The organism is Amycolatopsis sp. cg9 (assembly GCF_041346945.1).
Lineage (GTDB): Bacteria > Actinomycetota > Actinomycetes > Mycobacteriales > Pseudonocardiaceae > Amycolatopsis.
The window spans coordinates 7,928,283-7,942,432 of the sequence record NZ_CP166850.1 but is presented as its reverse complement, the minus strand read 5'-3'; the positions used below and the strand labels follow the sequence as shown (position 1 = coordinate 7,942,432).

Annotated in this window: 15 protein-coding genes; 7 read left to right on the top strand and 8 right to left on the bottom strand. The window is 72.0% G+C overall.

Annotated features, from left to right (window positions below; genetic code table 11):
* Positions 1 to 58: 58 nt before the first annotated feature.
* On the bottom strand, positions 59 to 850 hold the full coding sequence (locus AB5J73_RS36865) for a thioesterase family protein (RefSeq protein ID WP_370963435.1): 792 nt from the start codon (positions 848 to 850) through the stop codon (positions 59 to 61).
* Entirely contained in the window at positions 850 to 1,749 is a 900-nt protein-coding gene (locus tag AB5J73_RS36860; protein WP_370963434.1) for a RecB family exonuclease, read from the bottom strand. Before AB5J73_RS36860 ends, AB5J73_RS36865 begins: the two co-directional genes overlap by 1 nt.
* 433 nt (positions 1,750 to 2,182) lie before the next feature.
* Between AB5J73_RS36860 and AB5J73_RS36855 the strand changes: the two genes are divergently transcribed.
* On the top strand, positions 2,183 to 3,334 hold the full coding sequence (locus tag AB5J73_RS36855) for a M50 family metallopeptidase (protein ID WP_370963433.1): 1,152 nt from the start codon (positions 2,183 to 2,185) through the stop codon (positions 3,332 to 3,334).
* A gap of 62 nt (positions 3,335 to 3,396) precedes the next feature.
* Positions 3,397 to 4,227: a tRNA (adenine-N1)-methyltransferase gene (locus tag AB5J73_RS36850; RefSeq protein ID WP_370963432.1), complete on the top strand. Its 831-nt coding sequence runs from the start codon at positions 3,397 to 3,399 to the stop codon at positions 4,225 to 4,227.
* Positions 4,228 to 4,237: 10 nt separating this feature from the next.
* Here AB5J73_RS36850 and AB5J73_RS36845 read toward each other — a convergent pair whose 3' ends face one another.
* Together AB5J73_RS36845 and AB5J73_RS36840 are read right to left on the bottom strand one after the other, a co-directional pair.
* Positions 4,238 to 4,684, bottom strand: a complete 447-nt coding sequence (locus tag AB5J73_RS36845; protein WP_370963431.1) for a hypothetical protein — start codon at positions 4,682 to 4,684, stop codon at positions 4,238 to 4,240.
* 13 nt (positions 4,685 to 4,697) lie between these two features.
* On the bottom strand, positions 4,698 to 5,576 hold the full coding sequence (locus AB5J73_RS36840) for a hypothetical protein (protein ID WP_370963430.1): 879 nt from the start codon (positions 5,574 to 5,576) through the stop codon (positions 4,698 to 4,700).
* A gap of 359 nt (positions 5,577 to 5,935) precedes the next feature.
* Here AB5J73_RS36840 and arc point away from each other — a divergent pair, with 359 nt between their 5' ends.
* Entirely contained in the window at positions 5,936 to 7,738 is a 1,803-nt protein-coding gene (gene arc, locus AB5J73_RS36835; RefSeq protein WP_086856962.1) for a proteasome ATPase, read from the top strand.
* Between the two features lie 51 nt (positions 7,739 to 7,789).
* Here the strand turns inward: arc and AB5J73_RS36830 are convergent, their stop codons facing one another.
* From AB5J73_RS36830 to AB5J73_RS36820, 3 genes are all read right to left on the bottom strand, one after another.
* Complete coding sequence (locus AB5J73_RS36830; protein WP_370963429.1) at positions 7,790 to 8,710, bottom strand: DMT family transporter; 921 nt, start codon at positions 8,708 to 8,710, stop codon at positions 7,790 to 7,792.
* 69 nt (positions 8,711 to 8,779) lie between these two features.
* Positions 8,780 to 9,649, bottom strand: a complete 870-nt coding sequence (locus AB5J73_RS36825; protein ID WP_370963428.1) for a TIGR03620 family F420-dependent LLM class oxidoreductase — start codon at positions 9,647 to 9,649, stop codon at positions 8,780 to 8,782.
* Between the two features lie 67 nt (positions 9,650 to 9,716).
* Positions 9,717 to 10,055: an ArsR/SmtB family transcription factor gene (locus AB5J73_RS36820; protein ID WP_370963427.1), complete on the bottom strand. Its 339-nt coding sequence runs from the start codon at positions 10,053 to 10,055 to the stop codon at positions 9,717 to 9,719.
* A 48-nt stretch (positions 10,056 to 10,103) separates the two neighbouring features.
* Here AB5J73_RS36820 and AB5J73_RS36815 point away from each other — a divergent pair, with 48 nt between their 5' ends.
* The 3 genes from AB5J73_RS36815 to AB5J73_RS36805 are packed head-to-tail and all read left to right on the top strand — an operon-like array spanning position 10,104 to position 12,028.
* Positions 10,104 to 10,442 carry a hypothetical protein gene (locus tag AB5J73_RS36815; RefSeq protein ID WP_370963426.1) on the top strand — a complete coding sequence of 113 codons (339 nt, stop codon included), beginning with the start codon at positions 10,104 to 10,106 and terminating at the stop codon, positions 10,440 to 10,442.
* Positions 10,439 to 11,368, top strand: coding sequence for an aldo/keto reductase (locus tag AB5J73_RS36810; protein ID WP_370963425.1), 930 nt, complete (start codon positions 10,439 to 10,441; stop codon positions 11,366 to 11,368). The genes AB5J73_RS36815 and AB5J73_RS36810 overlap by 4 nt, the downstream gene beginning before the upstream one ends.
* Positions 11,369 to 11,416: 48 nt before the next feature.
* Complete coding sequence (locus tag AB5J73_RS36805; protein ID WP_370963424.1) at positions 11,417 to 12,028, top strand: hypothetical protein; 612 nt, start codon at positions 11,417 to 11,419, stop codon at positions 12,026 to 12,028.
* Here the strand turns inward: AB5J73_RS36805 and AB5J73_RS36800 are convergent.
* Positions 12,019 to 12,537, bottom strand: a complete 519-nt coding sequence (locus AB5J73_RS36800) for an NUDIX hydrolase (RefSeq protein WP_370963423.1) — start codon at positions 12,535 to 12,537, stop codon at positions 12,019 to 12,021. The two genes, AB5J73_RS36805 and AB5J73_RS36800, sit on opposite strands and share 10 nt — an antisense overlap.
* 41 nt (positions 12,538 to 12,578) lie before the next feature.
* Between AB5J73_RS36800 and dop the strand changes: the two genes are divergently transcribed.
* Positions 12,579 to 14,081 carry a depupylase/deamidase Dop gene (gene dop / locus AB5J73_RS36795; protein ID WP_370963422.1) on the top strand — a complete coding sequence of 501 codons (1,503 nt, stop codon included), beginning with the start codon at positions 12,579 to 12,581 and terminating at the stop codon, positions 14,079 to 14,081.
* Positions 14,082 to 14,150 lie beyond the last annotated feature (69 nt).

Genomic DNA, 14,150 nt, shown 5'->3' with positions numbered 1-14,150 from the left:
GCGCTCCTCAAGTCGGTCGTTCCGCGAAGGTTATTGGATCCGGGCCGATTGTGGGTGGCTATCCGCCCCCGGCCTGTCGCGGCCGGACCATCAGCGCCTGCGCACCGGTGGCCAGCGGGCCGCCGGTGTCGTGCAGGATGCTGGTCGCCGTGCCGATGCCGTGCCGCCCGACCAGCGTGACCGCGTCCAGGCCGATCCACTCGCCCGACGGCACCCGCCGCAGGTGCACGGTCAGCTCGGAGTTGATGAACCACCACTGCCGCGGGTCGAGGAAGTTGGACACGCCGTTGCCGGAGTCGGCGACGGTGAACAGCCGCTGCAGCCCGCTCGGCTCCTCGCCGTCGACCAGCGGGACGCGCTGCCGGGCCCAGACCGCCGCCGGGCCGGGCACGTCCATGCCGCCGCGGACCGCCCGCCACTCCACCGCGTCGAGGTAGCCGCTCTGCCAGCCCTCCGGCCACGGCGACTCCGTGACGCTGTCCGGCTCCGGCAGCATCGGCCCGCCGTCGGTGGCGATTCCGGCGGTGTCGGAAGTCGCGACGCGCCACGCCGACGCACGGGCCACCACCCGCTCCGCGCTCGCCAGCTCGGCCTGCAGCAGCTCGACGGACCGGCCGGGGCGCTCCACCCGGGCCCGCAGGGTCAGCTCGGCGACCGGGGCCGGCCCGAGGATTTCCACGGTGACCCTGGCCAGTTCGGCCGGGTGGGCGGGTTCGACGGATTCGAGGGCCCGCACCAGCAACGCCGACGGCGGGCCGAAGTGCTGCGACTCCGAGGACCACGGGCCGGCGGTGTGCGCGGTCGCGGAGAACCGGCCTCCGCCGAGGGGGACGTAGAACGCGTCGGCCATCAGTCGGCCCGGTCCAGCGGCGTCTCGTCGCCCGCGTCGGGCTCCGGCCAGCCGGGGTACTCGGGCGGCGTGCCGCCGTACTCGGGGCAGTGCGCCTGGTGGTCGCACCAGTTGCACAGCTTGCTCTTGCTGGCGCGGAAGTCGCCGGTCTTGCCCGCCTTGAGGATGGCCTGCCAGATGGCTTCGAGGGTGCGCTCGAAGCGGAGCAGCTCGGCTTCGTCGGGGGTGTAGGCGAGGGACTGGCCGTCGGTCAGGTACATGAGCTTCAGCTGGCGCGGCACGATCCCGCGCAGCCGCCACAGCACCACGGCGTAGAACTTCATCTGGAACATCGCCTTGGCCTCGCCGATTTCCCGCGGCGCGGCACCGGTCTTGTAGTCGACGACGCGGATCTCGCCGGTCGGCGCGACGTCGAGGCGGTCGATGTAGCCGCGCAGCAGGACGCCGGAGCCGAGCTCGATCTCGACGTGCAGCTCGCACGCCTCCGGTTCCAGCCGCCGCGGGTCCTCCAGCTCGAAGTAGGCGTCCAGCAGCTTTTCCGCCGAGCGCAGCCAGTCCGCGTGGTCGTCGGGCTTCCCGCCGTCGAACAGCTCGGTCCACTCCGGACGGTCCGCGGACAGCTCGGTCCACGCCGGGCCGAGCAGTTCCCGCGCCTGCGCCGGGACGCGCTCGGCGGCGGGCAGCGCGAACAGCCGCTCCAGCACCGAGTGGACGAGCGTGCCGCGCAGCTGCGCCTTCGTGGGGACCTCGGGCAGCCGGTCGACCGCGCGGAACCGGTAGAGCAGCGGGCACTGCTTGAAGTCACTGGCCCGTGACGGCGACAACGCGGGCCGCCGCCGCACCTCGGTCGCGACGGCGGCGGCTGGGGGTTCCGTGGTGACGGTGTCGGCGTCGGGCATGGGCAGAGCGTAACGCCGGGGTACGACAGTTCCGGCGACCGCAACGCCCGCACCGGCCCCGAGGTGCCGATCCGGGCCGCGCGGGAGCGCTTTCCGCGGGTCTGCGGGTTGCGGTGTGGCGGCTGGGCGGGAGTGCCGTCCGGCGCCGCGCGGCCCGCGCCGGGGTTGATCGGCCCCGGCCGCGCACTCCGCCGAGGCGCCTGACCGAGGCACCCCACCGCGGCGAGGTCGCGAATGACTCATTCGGGACCTCCGAAGCCGCGAATGAGTCATTCGCGACCCCCAGACCCCGGAAGCACTCCCGCCGGCGAGCGTCTTGAACGACTCATTCAAGACCGCCGAAGACCTGAATGAGTCATTCAGGACACGCGGGTGCGACACCACCCGGGCCGGATCACCCGCTCCCCACACCCGGGGCTCTAGGCTCTCGGGCATGGCCGCGACCAGTGAGCAGGGCACCGGGGGCACCCGGCAGGCCGTCCGCTCGGACGGCGGTCTCGTGCTGTTCCGGGTCGCCGGCGTCCCCGTGCTGCTGGCGCCGTCCTGGTGGATCGGCTCGCTGATCGTCGTGGTGCTCTACGCGCCGCTCGTCGGGCGGCTGCTCCCGGACGCCTCGACGGTGACGTCGTGGCTGCTGGCCGGCGCGTTCGCGCTGCTGCTGGGCCTCTCCGTACTGGCGCACGAGCTCGGGCACTGCCTCGTCGCGCTGCGGCTGGGGATCCCCGTGCGGCGGCTGCGCCTGTTCCTCCTCGGCGGCCTGTCCGAAGTGGCCCGCACGCCGAAGCGCCCCGGCCAGGAAGGGCTGGTCGCGGCGGCCGGGCCGGTGGTGTCGCTGCTGCTCGGCGGGTTCTGCGGCCTGCTGATGTTCGCCGTGCCGCCGGACGGCGCCGTCTGGCTCCTGGTCGCCGAATGCGCGGTGGCGAACCTCGCCGTCGGCGTGTTCAACCTGCTGCCCGGGCTGCCCCTCGACGGCGGCAGGCTGGTCCGCGCCGGGGTGTGGGCGGCCACCGGCATCCGGGCGAAGGGCACGCGCGCCGCGGTGGCCGGCGGAGCGGTCGTGGCCGCCGGGCTGCTCGTCTGGGCGCTGTGGGGCCTGGCCACCGCGAGCCCGGACCGCTGGCTGCGGCTGGGCGTCTGCGTCGTCACGGCGTGGTTCGTGATCCTCGGCGCGCGTTCGGAGCTGGCCGCGGAGGCGCGCCGCACCTGGCCGGAGGGGCTGGTACTCGGCGAACTCGTCCGGCCGGTGCTGCAGCTGCCCGCCGAAAGCCCGGTTTCGGACGCGCTGGCCGCGTCGGCGGGCCGGGGCGTGGTGCTGGTCCGTGCCGACGGGGTCGCCGCCGGGCTGCTGGACACCGGTGCGGCGGAACGGCTCGCGGGCACCTCACCGCACGCGCCGGCCGAGCTGGCAGCCGAGCCGATCCGGGCCGAGACCGTGCTCCTGGCGTCGGAGCCGGGGGAGGACGTCGTCGAGCGGGTCCGCGAGACGGCCGCGTGGCAGTTCCTCGTCGTCGACGACGAAGGGCGCCCGGCGGGCGTGCTGCGCCGGGACGACCTGCGGGCCGCGCTGAACCGCCGTACCCGCTGAGGCCTCGCCCCGGGCGGCCTGCGAAGATCTGTCGTCGGCCATTCGGGGTACAGGAGGAAGTGTTGTCGGTCAGCGGACCGTTTCGCGCGGGTGATCGGGTGCAGTTGACCGACTCGAAGGGGCGCCACTACACCCTGACGCTGGCCGACGGCGGTGAGTACCACACGCACCGCGGCGGCCTCGCCCACGACGACCTGATCGGCCGTCCCGAAGGCTCGGTGGTGACGTCCGCGGGTGGCTCCACCTACCTCGCGCTGCGCCCCCTCCTGCCGGACTACGTGCTGTCGATGCCGCGCGGCGCCCAGGTGATCTACCCGAAGGACGCCGCGCAGATCGTGATGTGGGGCGACATCTTCCCGGGCGCGCGCGTCCTCGAGGCCGGAGCCGGTTCCGGCGCGCTGACGTGCTCGCTGCTGCGCGCGGTCGGCCCGGCCGGGAGCGTGCAGTCCTACGAGATCCGCGACGACCACGCGGTGCACGCCGAGCACAACGTCGTGAAGTTCTTCGGCGAAAAGCCGGCCAACTGGACGCTCACCGTCGCCGACCTGGCCTCGCACGAGGGCGAGGTCGACCGGGTCGTGCTGGACATGCTGGCCCCGTGGGAGCAGCTGCCGAACGTGGCCGCGCACCTCGTGCCGGGCGGCGTGCTGACCGTCTACGTCGCGACCGTGACGCAGCTGTCGCGGGTCACCGAGTCGCTGCGCGAGCAGCAGTGCTGGACCGAGCCCGAGTCGTGGGAGACGCTGATGCGCCCGTGGCACGTCGTCGGCCTGGCGGTCCGCCCGGACCACCGGATGGTCGCGCACACGGCGTTCCTGCTCACCGCGCGGCGGCTGGCGGACGGCACCGTGTCCCCGCGCGTGTCGCGCCGGCCGGCCAAGGGCAAGGGCTGAGCGCTCCGGGCTAACCCGGCACGCACCACCGGCCGCTCTCCTTGTGCAGGGGGAACGGCGTGTCCTTGGTGCCGCCCGCCGCTTCGACGTGCACCTTCGCGGTCGCGGACTCGCCGCGCACCTCGGGCGGTTCGGCGAGCGTCGCGGTGACCGGGCCGGCCGCGTCCCACGTCCGCTGCAGCCCGGCCAGCGCTTCCGCGGTTTGCGGGCGGCACGTCAGCCTGCCGAACGCCGCCGAGTCGTGGCGGGCGATCGCGTCGACGATCGCCTTGGCCAGCACGCCCACCGCCGCCGTGTCCGACGCGCTGGGCGAGGGGGACGGCGACGGCCGGGACGGCCGGGGCGTGCTCGGCGGGGCGGGCGGGGCACCGGACGGCGCGACGAGCAGCAGTCCCAGCACCACGCCCACGCCGGCCACGCCGAGCAGGACCAGCCCGGCCACGAGCGCGCGCTTCACCGCCGGCGGCGGCTCACGAGCCGTCCGCCTTCACGTTGGACAGGCACCACAGGCCGGATTCCTTCTGCGCGGACATGGTGCCGACCTTGGTCTTGCTCCCGTCCGTCGCGGAGTAGCGCACGGTGGCCTTGTCGCCGGTCTCGGTCGGCTCGCCGGTCAGCTTGACCGTGACCTTCGGGATGTCGCCCGTGGTGCCCTCGTAGACGCTGCGGCAGATGACGTCGCCGAGTGCCTTCTCGTCGCTGGCGTTGTAGGCCTCGATCGTGGTGTCGAACAGCTCTTTCGAGCTGGCCTGGCCGGCCGGGGCGGGGCCGCCCGCGGGCTTCGAGCTCTTCGTCGACGGGCTGGTCGGCGAGGAGGTCTTGGGCTTCGAAGCGGACGTCTTGGGCGCCGACGTCGGCGCGGCCGAGCTGCTGCTGGCCGGCGGCGCGGCGGTGGTGCTGTCGTCACCCTTGGTGGCCAGGACGATCGCGGTCACGCCGCCGCCGACGAGGACCACCGCGCCGATCGCGATGCCGACGATGAGGCCGGTTTTCTTCTTCTTGGGCGGGGGCGCGTCGCCGAAGCCGCCGCTCCCGTACTGGTCGTAGCCGCCGAAGCCCTGCTGCTGGGGCTGGCCCCACTGGTCCTGCTGCCCGTACTGGGGCTGAGCGCCCGGCTGCGGCGGGTAACCGCCCTGCTGGGGCTGGCCGTAGGGATCGGACTGGCCGTACTGCTGCTGGCCGTACGGGTCCGGCTGACCGAACTGCTGGGTGCCGCCGTAGCCCGGCTGCTGCTGCGGTCCGCTCTGGGGGTAGCCGCCCTGCTGGGGCTGGCCGTAGGGCCCGGGCTGCTGCCCGTAGCCCCCGGGCTGCTGGCCGTAGCCGCCCGGCTGCTGCGGCGGGTAGGTCATGAGTGGTGCCCCCTAGCGTCCTTCGAAGAGACCCGGCAGACGGTGCCGATGTCGGCCCGATGCTAGCCACCGGGCCCGTCCGCCGCGCGGTTAGGGCGGAACTGGCCGGAATTGCCCGTTGTCCCGCCGGTTGGGCACCGCGGGGACGGGGTACTCCCGTCGTGCTTGCTTCACCCTGGCCCGGACGGACCCGCGACACACCCGTGCCACGGCACCGAAATGGCCGCTTGCGCTGCGGGAATGTCCGTGCTGGGGAAGGCCGGCGAACCGCGACGCGCCGATCTTGTGATCCGGAAAGGCCTTTTCTTGTCGGTGATCGCCGGTACCGTGGAATGAAAAGCACTCCGAGGAGGTGCCCGATGCATCATGACCTTCCCGGAGGTCGGCGCGAGGAGGCCGACCCTTCAGCAACATCCGGAGCTGGGACGACGGCGGACGAGCAGGCTCGGCAGATCCGTTTTCTCGAGGAAGAAGTGGCGCTGCTGCGCCGCAAACTGACGGACTCGCCACGGCAGAACCGAGTTCTCGAACAACGACTCGCCGAGGCCTCGGAAAGGGTGAGCCAGCTCACCGAGCGCAACACCAAACTGGTCGAGACGCTGCGCGAAGCGCGAGGACAGCTCCTCGCTCTCCGCGAAGAGGTCGACCGGCTGGCCCAGCCACCGTCCGGGTACGGCGTCTTCGTCGAGGCGTACGAGGACAACACGGTGGACGTCTTCACCGCGGGCCGGAAGATGCGGGTGTCCGTTTCGCCCGCGGTCGAGATCTCGTCGCTGCGGCGGGGCCAGGCGCTGCGCCTCAACGAGGCGCTCACCGTGGTCGAAGGCGGCGGGTTCGAGCGCACCGGTGAGGTGTGCGCGTTGCGTGAGGTGCTCGCGCCGGACGTCGAGGGCGGCAGCCTTCGCGCGCTGGTGGTCGGGCACGCGGACGAGGAGCGGGTGGTCCTGCTCTCCGATCTGCTGGCGGAGCAGCCGCTCAAGCCGGGCGACTCGCTCCTGGTCGACTCCAAGGCCGGCTACGCGTACGAGCGCGTGCCGAAGGCGGAGGTCGAGGACCTGGTGCTGGAGGAGGTGCCGGACGTCCGCTACGAGGACATCGGCGGCCTCACCCGGCAGATCGAGCAGATCCGGGACGCGGTGGAACTGCCGTTCCTGCACGCGGACCTCTACCAGGAGTACCAGCTGCGGCCCCCGAAGGGTGTCCTGCTCTACGGCCCGCCGGGCTGCGGCAAGACGCTCATCGCGAAGGCGGTGGCGAACTCGCTGGCCAAGAAGGTGGCCGCGGCGCGGGGCGAGAACGAGGACGGGAAGTCCTACTTCCTGAACATCAAGGGTCCCGAGCTGCTCAACAAGTTCGTCGGCGAGACCGAGCGGCACATCCGCTTGATCTTCCAGCGGGCGCGGGAGAAGGCCTCCGAAGGTACCCCGGTGATCGTGTTCTTCGACGAGATGGACTCGATCTTCCGCACCCGTGGGTCGGGCGTGTCGTCCGACGTCGAGACCACGATCGTGCCGCAGCTGCTGTCGGAGATCGACGGTGTCGAAGGCCTGGAGAACGTCATCGTCATCGGCGCCTCCAACCGCGAGGACATGATCGACCCGGCGATCCTGCGGCCGGGCCGGCTCGACGTCAAGATCAAGATCGAGCGTCCGGACGCCGAAGGCGCGAAGGACATCTTCTCCAAGTACCTGGCCGAAGGCCTGCCGATCCACGCCGACGACCTCGCCGAGTTCGGCGGCGACGCCAAGGCGACGTTCGACGCGATGATCCAGCACACTGTCGAGCGGATGTACGAGGAGAGTGACGAGAACCGGTTCCTCGAGGTGACCTACGCCAACGGGGACAAGGAAGTCCTGTACTTCCGCGACTTCAACTCGGGCGCGATGATCCAGAACATCGTGGACCGGGCGAAGAAGTCGGCGATCAAGTCGGTGCTGGAGACCAAGCAGCCGGGTCTCCGCGTGCAGCACCTGCTCGACGCGATCGTCGACGAGTTCGCGGAGAACGAGGACCTGCCCAACACCACCAACCCGGACGACTGGGCCCGGATCTCCGGCAAGAAGGGCGAGCGGATCGTCTACATCCGCACGCTCGTCACCGGCAAGAACCAGGACTCGGGGCGGGCGATCGACACCGCCACGAACACCGGTCAGTACCTGTAGGTTCGAACGCGCGATGGGGCGGCCGCTTCGGCGGCCGCCCCATCGGCGTGTCTAGCGGCGGACCAGCTCAGGTTCGGCGCCGCGACGCGCCTTCAGCCGTCCGTGGGCGGCCAGGATGCCCAGCACCACGAGGAGCGCGCCGGCGGGCTGGTTCCAGCTCACCGGCTCGCCCAGCACGAGCACGCCCAGCAGCACCCCGACGACGGGCGTCAGGTACGTGACCGCCGAAGCGTTGGCCGCACCCCAGGCGGCGATGATGCGGACGTTCCAGACGTAGGCCAGGCCGGTGCCGAACACGCCGAGCGCGACCATGCTCGCCACCACCGCGAGGTCCAGGTGCACCGGCGCGGTGGCGATGGCCGGGGCGAGCAGCCCCAAGAGGACGGTCGCGGACGCGGTCTGCCCGAACGCGACGACGACCGGGTCCGTCCCGCGTGGCGAGACGAACCGGCGCACGTACACGAAGCAAGCGCCGTAGCAGGTCGTCGCGCCGAGGCAGGCGAGCTGGGCCGTCAGCTGGTGCGAGACGTCGACGCCGTGCCACACGCCGACGATCGTGAGCACCCCGAGGAAACCGAGCAGCAGCCCGGCGACCTTCGGCGGAGTGAACCGCTCCTCGGGCAAGGCGGCGGCCGCCAGCAGCATCGTGATGAGCGGCGTGGTGGCGTTGAAGATGCTGGCCAAACCGGACGAAATGTACTGTTCCGCCCACGAGAACAAGAGGAACGGCACGACGCACAGCAACACCGACACGACCGCGAGGTGGGCCCACAGCACGGGATCGCGGGGGAGCGGGCGGCGGCGCACCGCCAAGACGACCGCGAGCGCCAGCGCGCCCAGCGCGACGCGGGCCAGGGCGACCTGGGCGGGGGACAGGCCGCCGAGCCCCACCTTGATGAACAGGAAACTCGCACCCCACACGACGGCCAGCAGCGCGAACCGCACCGTGACCCCGAAACCCGCCAGTCGCATGGGCGCAGTCAAGCCGGGAAGCGGCTCGCGAAGCCAGTGGTTTTCGGACCTCTTCTTGTGTATAACGCCCTATACCGCCGCGGGCAGCACCGCTTCGGCCAGCCGCCGCCAATGCGGCATCGCGGTGCCGCCCGGTTCGAGCCCGAGCACCTGGATGCCGACGTGGTCGGCGCCGGCGTCGAGGTGCCGGCGCAGCTTGCCGGTCACCTGCTCGAGGTCGCCCCAGAACACGAGGTCGTCGACCAGCCGGTCGCTGCCGTGGCCGCCGTCGATGTCGGACTCGGAGTAGCCGAGCCGCCGGAACTTCGCGACGTTGTACTGCGAGGTCAGGTACGGGTGCAGGTGAGCGCGGGCGATCTCCCGCGCCTTGGTGGCGTCCGTTTCGAACAGCACGGCGTGCTCGACGCCGAGGAACGGCCCCTCGCCGAGGATTTCGCGCGCCTGGGCGGTGTGCTCGGGCGTCACGTGGTAGGTGTGCGCGCCCGCCGCCCGGTCGCGGGCCAGCTCCAGCATCTTGGGGCCGTACGCGGCCAGCAGGCGCCGCGTTCCCGGTGCGGGAACGGCGTCGATGGCGTCCAGGTAGTCGTTCATCGCCCGCAGCGGCCGGGTGCCGGGCTTGCCGGCGCCGTAGCCGAGGCCGAGCAAGTGGCGGTCCGGGTAGGCCTCGGCCAGCAAGAGGGCCCCCGCGCGGGTCCAGCGGGGCTCGCGCGACCAGATCTGCGCGATCCCGTTGACGACGGTGAGCCGCTCGGTGACCGACAGCAGGAAGCCGGCGTGGGTGAGGGCTTCGCGCCCGTCCCGTTCCGGGATCCAGACCGCCGGCCAGCCGAGGCCTTCGAGCTCCTGCACGGAGTCCCGGATCAGGCTCGCCGGCTGGTCCTCGAAGTCGAACGTCCAGATGCCGTAGCGGCCGAGCCGCATGTTCTCGATCGTACCCATGAATCGAAGTATCGCATATTTACGATTTGAGGCGGCGGCAAGAGTTGCCCGAGGCGCGGGGGAGAGGTCAGAGGGAGTGGCCGAGCACGGCGACGAACTCGGCGATCCGGGCCTCGTCCCGCTGGTAGTGGGTCCACTTGCCGATGCGCGTGGCCCGGACCAGCCCGGCGCGCTGGAGCGACGCCATGTACGCCGACACCGTCGACTGCGCGAGCCCGAGCTTCTCCTGGATGTGGCTGACGCACACGCCGACCTCGGCCGGGTCGGCGATCGCGCGCTCGACGGGGAAGTGGCGCTCCGGCTCCCGCAGCCACTGCAGGACCTGCAGCCGCACCGGGTTCGCGAGCGCCTTGAAGACGTCGAGCAGGTGCTCGACGCCGGGCTCGGATTCGGTGCGTGTCGTCATGGCTTCCCTCCCACCATACCGGCGTATAACGACCTATACTTCGGGGCCGTGAGCGAAGAAACCCCGCGGCCTCGCGCGCCCATCACCGAATCCGACGTCCTGGCCTGGCTCGAGACGACGGCGGCGGCCGTCCAGTCCGGGGAGGTGAGCGCCCAGGAGCTCATCGACCTGCTCGGGGAGTTCCGCCGGGCGTCGGCCGCCTGCGCCGACGCGTCGGACTGGCTGCTGCTCGCGGCCCGCGAAGGGGGCGCGAGCCTCCGCCAGATCGCTCCCGTGTTCGGCAAGGGCTACGTCCGGGCCCCGGCCGCCCGGCTCGAAAAGCTCCACCGCCAGGCGCAGAACTCCGGGCAGTGGCTGGCCATCCTCCGCCACAAGGCCACGGCGTGAACCGCATCGCGCTCGGCCTGGCGGCGCTCGGCAGGCCCGCGTACATCAACCTGGGCCGGGACCGGGCGCTGCCGCCTACGCGGGACGTCGAATCGATGCGCGCGGCGACGTTCGAGGTGCTCGACGACGCCTATGCCGCCGGCGTCCGGCACGTCGACGTCGCCCGGTCCTACGGGCGCTCGGAGGAGTTCCTGGCCGGCTGGCTCGCCGAGCGCGGCCACGCCGACGTCGAGGTCTCGAGCAAATGGGGTTACGCGTACGTGGGGGAGTGGCGGCTCGACGCCGAAGTGCACGAGGTGAAGGAGCATTCGGCGGCGCGGTTCGCCGCGCAGTGGGCGGAAACCCTGGCGCTGCTGGGGGAACGGGTCGGGCTCTACCAGGTCCATTCGCTCACTGTGGACAGTCCACTGTTCACCGACGAGCCGTTGGTCGAGGCGCTGGCGGAGCTCGCCGCGAACGGCGTGGCGGTCGGGTTCTCGACCTCCGGGCCGCGGCAGGCCGACGCGATCGAGCGGGCGTTCGCGCTGGAAGTGGCCGGGCGGCCGGTGTTCTCGGCGGTGCAGTCGACGTGGAACCTGCTGGAGCCCTCGGCGGGCCGCGCCCTCGAAGCGGCGCACGCGGCCGGGAAGCGGGTGCTGGTCAAGGAAACCCTGGCCAACGGCCGGCTCGCGGTCGAGGCACCGGCGGTGGTGCGCGAGGTCGCGGCGGCGCACGGGGCCGGCCCCGACGCGGTCGCCGTGGCCGCGGTGCTGGGACAGGACTGGGTGGACCGCGCGGTCATCGGCCCGGCGAGCCCGGCCCAGCTGGCGGCGAACCTGCGCGCCACCACGCTTTCCCTGAGCGCCGAGGAGCGAGGCGCGCTCGCGGACCTCGCCGAGGATCCGCCGGAGTACTGGCGACACCGGTCCTCCTTGAAGTGGGACTGAGCGGCTGCACTACCCTTCGCAGGCACGAAACCGACGACAGGAGGCCGGGTGCGTCATCGTCAGGTGGTCGCCTTGGCGGCGGTCGCGCTGGTGGGCCTGACGGCCTGCGAAGGGCCCGACCCGAACAACCTCGAGACGTACTACGACGATCCGGCGCCGACGTCCGCGCCGGTCACGACGGCCGAAGTGCCGGTGAGCCCCGCGGAAGCCGCCCCGGTCACGCCGGAGGCGCCCGATCCCGGTCTGCTCGCGGAACCCGCGCTGCTGTCCGACGCGGACGTCGCGGAGGAAGGCGTGCAGCCGGCCTCGAACGAGGTGGCGGGGTGCCTGGCGGACGGGCCTTCGGCGGGGAGCCGGACCGCGACCTGGCGCTACTCCAGCGGGTCGGTGCTGAGCCACCGCGTCGTGGTGTTCCCGGACCGGTCGGCCGCCCGAGCCGTCGCGGAGAACGAGTGCGCGGGCAAGGTGGTGAGCGTCCCCGTCCAGCCCGGGGTCGAGCGGCAGCAAGCCTGGCGCGACGGCAAGACCTGCACGGTGTTGCTGGCCAAGGGAACGCTCGTGTCCGAGCTGACGGTCTCGGCGAGCACCGAGGCGCGGGCCGTGGACGCGGCCAAGCGCCTCCTGCCGGCCATGGCGGCGAAGCTCACCGCTCAGCCGTAGCGGCGGAACCACTCCTGGACGCCTTCGCGGCCGTCGGGGATGAAGGGCAGCGCCGGTGCCGGGTCGTCGATCCAGGCGCGCAGCTCTTCGAGCGGGATCCAGCGGCCTTCGACGATCTCTTCGGGCTGGTGGCGGATCGGACCGTCCCAGCGGACCTCGAAGGCGAAGTTGTGGCAGCGGTTGCGGCCGTCGTCGTAGACCTTGGTGAACAGCGGAACGGGTTCCACCCCTCGGACGCCGAGTTCTTCGGCCAGTTCGCGGCGGGCGCACTCGGCGGGCGTCTCGCCCGCGGCGACCACGCCGCCCGCCCAGCAGTCCCAGGTGGCCGGGAACACGTCCTTGTCCGCGGTGCGGAGGTGCACGTAGACGGCCTTTCCGTCACCCGAACGGACCAGGACGACGCCGGCGGCGTGCCACAGGGCTTCGGCGCGGACGCGGGCTCGGGTGGTCTCGCCGACCACCGAGCCGGCCTGGTCATAGAGGGCAACGAGTTCGTCACTGCCTGGCATGGGTGCATCGTTCCACTAGGACGACCCCGTAGGGTGGGGACATGCGGCGGATCATGGGAACCGAAGTCGAGTACGGCATCTCCGTGCCGGGCGACGCGACGGCGAACCCGGTACTCACCTCGACCCAGGTCGTGCTGGCCTACGCGGCCGCGGCCGACATCCCGCGCGCCCGGCGGGCGCGGTGGGACTACGAGGTGGAGAGCCCGCTGCGGGACGCGCGCGGGTTCGACCTGACCGGGCCCGGCGGGCCGGGCCACGACCCGGACGTCGAAGACCTGGGCGCGGCGAACGTCATCCTGACCAACGGGGCGCGGCTGTACGTCGACCACGCGCACCCGGAGTACTCGGCGCCCGAGGTGACGAACGCGCGGGACGCGGTCATCTGGGACAAGGCGGGCGAGCGGGTGATGGAGGAGGCCGCGCTGAAGGCGGCGTCCGTCCCGGGCCAGCCGCAGCTGCAGCTGTACAAGAACAACGTCGACGGCAAGGGCGCGAGCTACGGCACGCACGAGAACTACCTGATGGCGCGGTCGACGCCGTTCACCGCGGTGATCGCCGGGCTGACGCCGTTCTTCGTGTCGCGGCAGGTCGTGACCGGCTCGGGCCGGGTCGGCATCGGCCAGCAGAGCGAAGAGGCCGGGTTCCAGCTCTCCCAGCGTGCGGACTACATCGAGGTCGAGGTCGGCCTGGAGACCACGCTGAAGCGCGGGATCATCAACACCCGCGACGAGCCGCACGCGGACGCGGACAAGTACCGCCGGCTGCACGTCATCATCGGCGACGCGAACATGTCGGAGTACTCGACGTACCTGAAGGTCGGGACGACGGCGCTGGTGCTGGACCTGATCGAGTCGGGCATCCGGTTCGACGACCTGAAGCTCGACGAGCCGGTCAAGGCGGTGCACCAGATCAGCCACGACCCGACGCTGAAGGCCAAGGTGGCACTGGCGAACGGCAAGAAGTACACCGGCCTGGACCTGCAGTTCGCCTACCACGAGATCGCTTCGCTGAACCTGGAGCGCACGGGCGCCGACCAGGCGTCGAAGGAGGTCCTGCGGGTCTGGGGCGAGGTGCTGGACGCGCTGGCGCGCGACCCGCAGGAGTGCGCGGACCGGCTGGACTGGCCGGCGAAGCTGCGGCTGCTGGAGGGCTACCGGCAGCGGGACAGCCTGGCCTGGGGCGCACCGCGGCTGCGCCTGGTGGACCTGCAGTACTCCGACGTGCGGCTGGCCAAGGGCCTGTACAACCGCTTGGTGACGCGCGGCTCGATGAAGCGGCTGGTCACGGAGGAAGAGGTGCTCGCCGCGGTCACGACGCCGCCGTCGGACACCCGGGCGTACTTCCGGGGCCGGGCGCTGGAGAAGTACGCGGCCTCGATCGCGGCCGCGTCGTGGGATTCGGTCATCTTCGACGTGGGCAAGGAGTCGCTGGTGCGGATCCCGACCCTGGAGCCGCTGCGGGGGACGAAGGCGCACGTCGGCAAGTTGCTGGACAACGCGGCGACGGCGGAGGAGTTGGTGGAGGCGCTCACCGGTTCGGACTAGGCGGGACGCACCAGCGATCGCGGCGTGACCCCGAATGTCGGGGCCGCTGGGTAGGCTAGGAAACATCAG

Bases quoted from the DNA above. Each gene is read 5' to 3' on its own strand.
- AB5J73_RS36865 (WP_370963435.1), bottom strand. From the start codon at position 850: ATGGCCGACGCGTTCTACGTCCCCCTCGGCGGAGGCCGGTTCTCCGCG.
- AB5J73_RS36860 (WP_370963434.1), bottom strand. From the start codon at position 1,749: ATGCCCGACGCCGACACCGTCACCACGGAACCCCCAGCCGCCGCCGTC.
- AB5J73_RS36855 (WP_370963433.1), top strand. From the start codon at position 2,183: ATGGCCGCGACCAGTGAGCAGGGCACCGGGGGCACCCGGCAGGCCGTC.
- AB5J73_RS36840 (WP_370963430.1), bottom strand. From the start codon at position 5,576: ATGACCTACCCGCCGCAGCAGCCGGGCGGCTACGGCCAGCAGCCCGGG.
- arc (WP_086856962.1), top strand. From the start codon at position 5,936: ATGCATCATGACCTTCCCGGAGGTCGGCGCGAGGAGGCCGACCCTTCA.
- AB5J73_RS36830 (WP_370963429.1), bottom strand. From the start codon at position 8,710: ATGCGACTGGCGGGTTTCGGGGTCACGGTGCGGTTCGCGCTGCTGGCC.
- AB5J73_RS36825 (WP_370963428.1), bottom strand. From the start codon at position 9,649: ATGGGTACGATCGAGAACATGCGGCTCGGCCGCTACGGCATCTGGACG.
- AB5J73_RS36820 (WP_370963427.1), bottom strand. From the start codon at position 10,055: ATGACGACACGCACCGAATCCGAGCCCGGCGTCGAGCACCTGCTCGAC.
- AB5J73_RS36800 (WP_370963423.1), bottom strand. From the start codon at position 12,537: ATGCCAGGCAGTGACGAACTCGTTGCCCTCTATGACCAGGCCGGCTCG.
- dop (WP_370963422.1), top strand. From the start codon at position 12,579: ATGCGGCGGATCATGGGAACCGAAGTCGAGTACGGCATCTCCGTGCCG.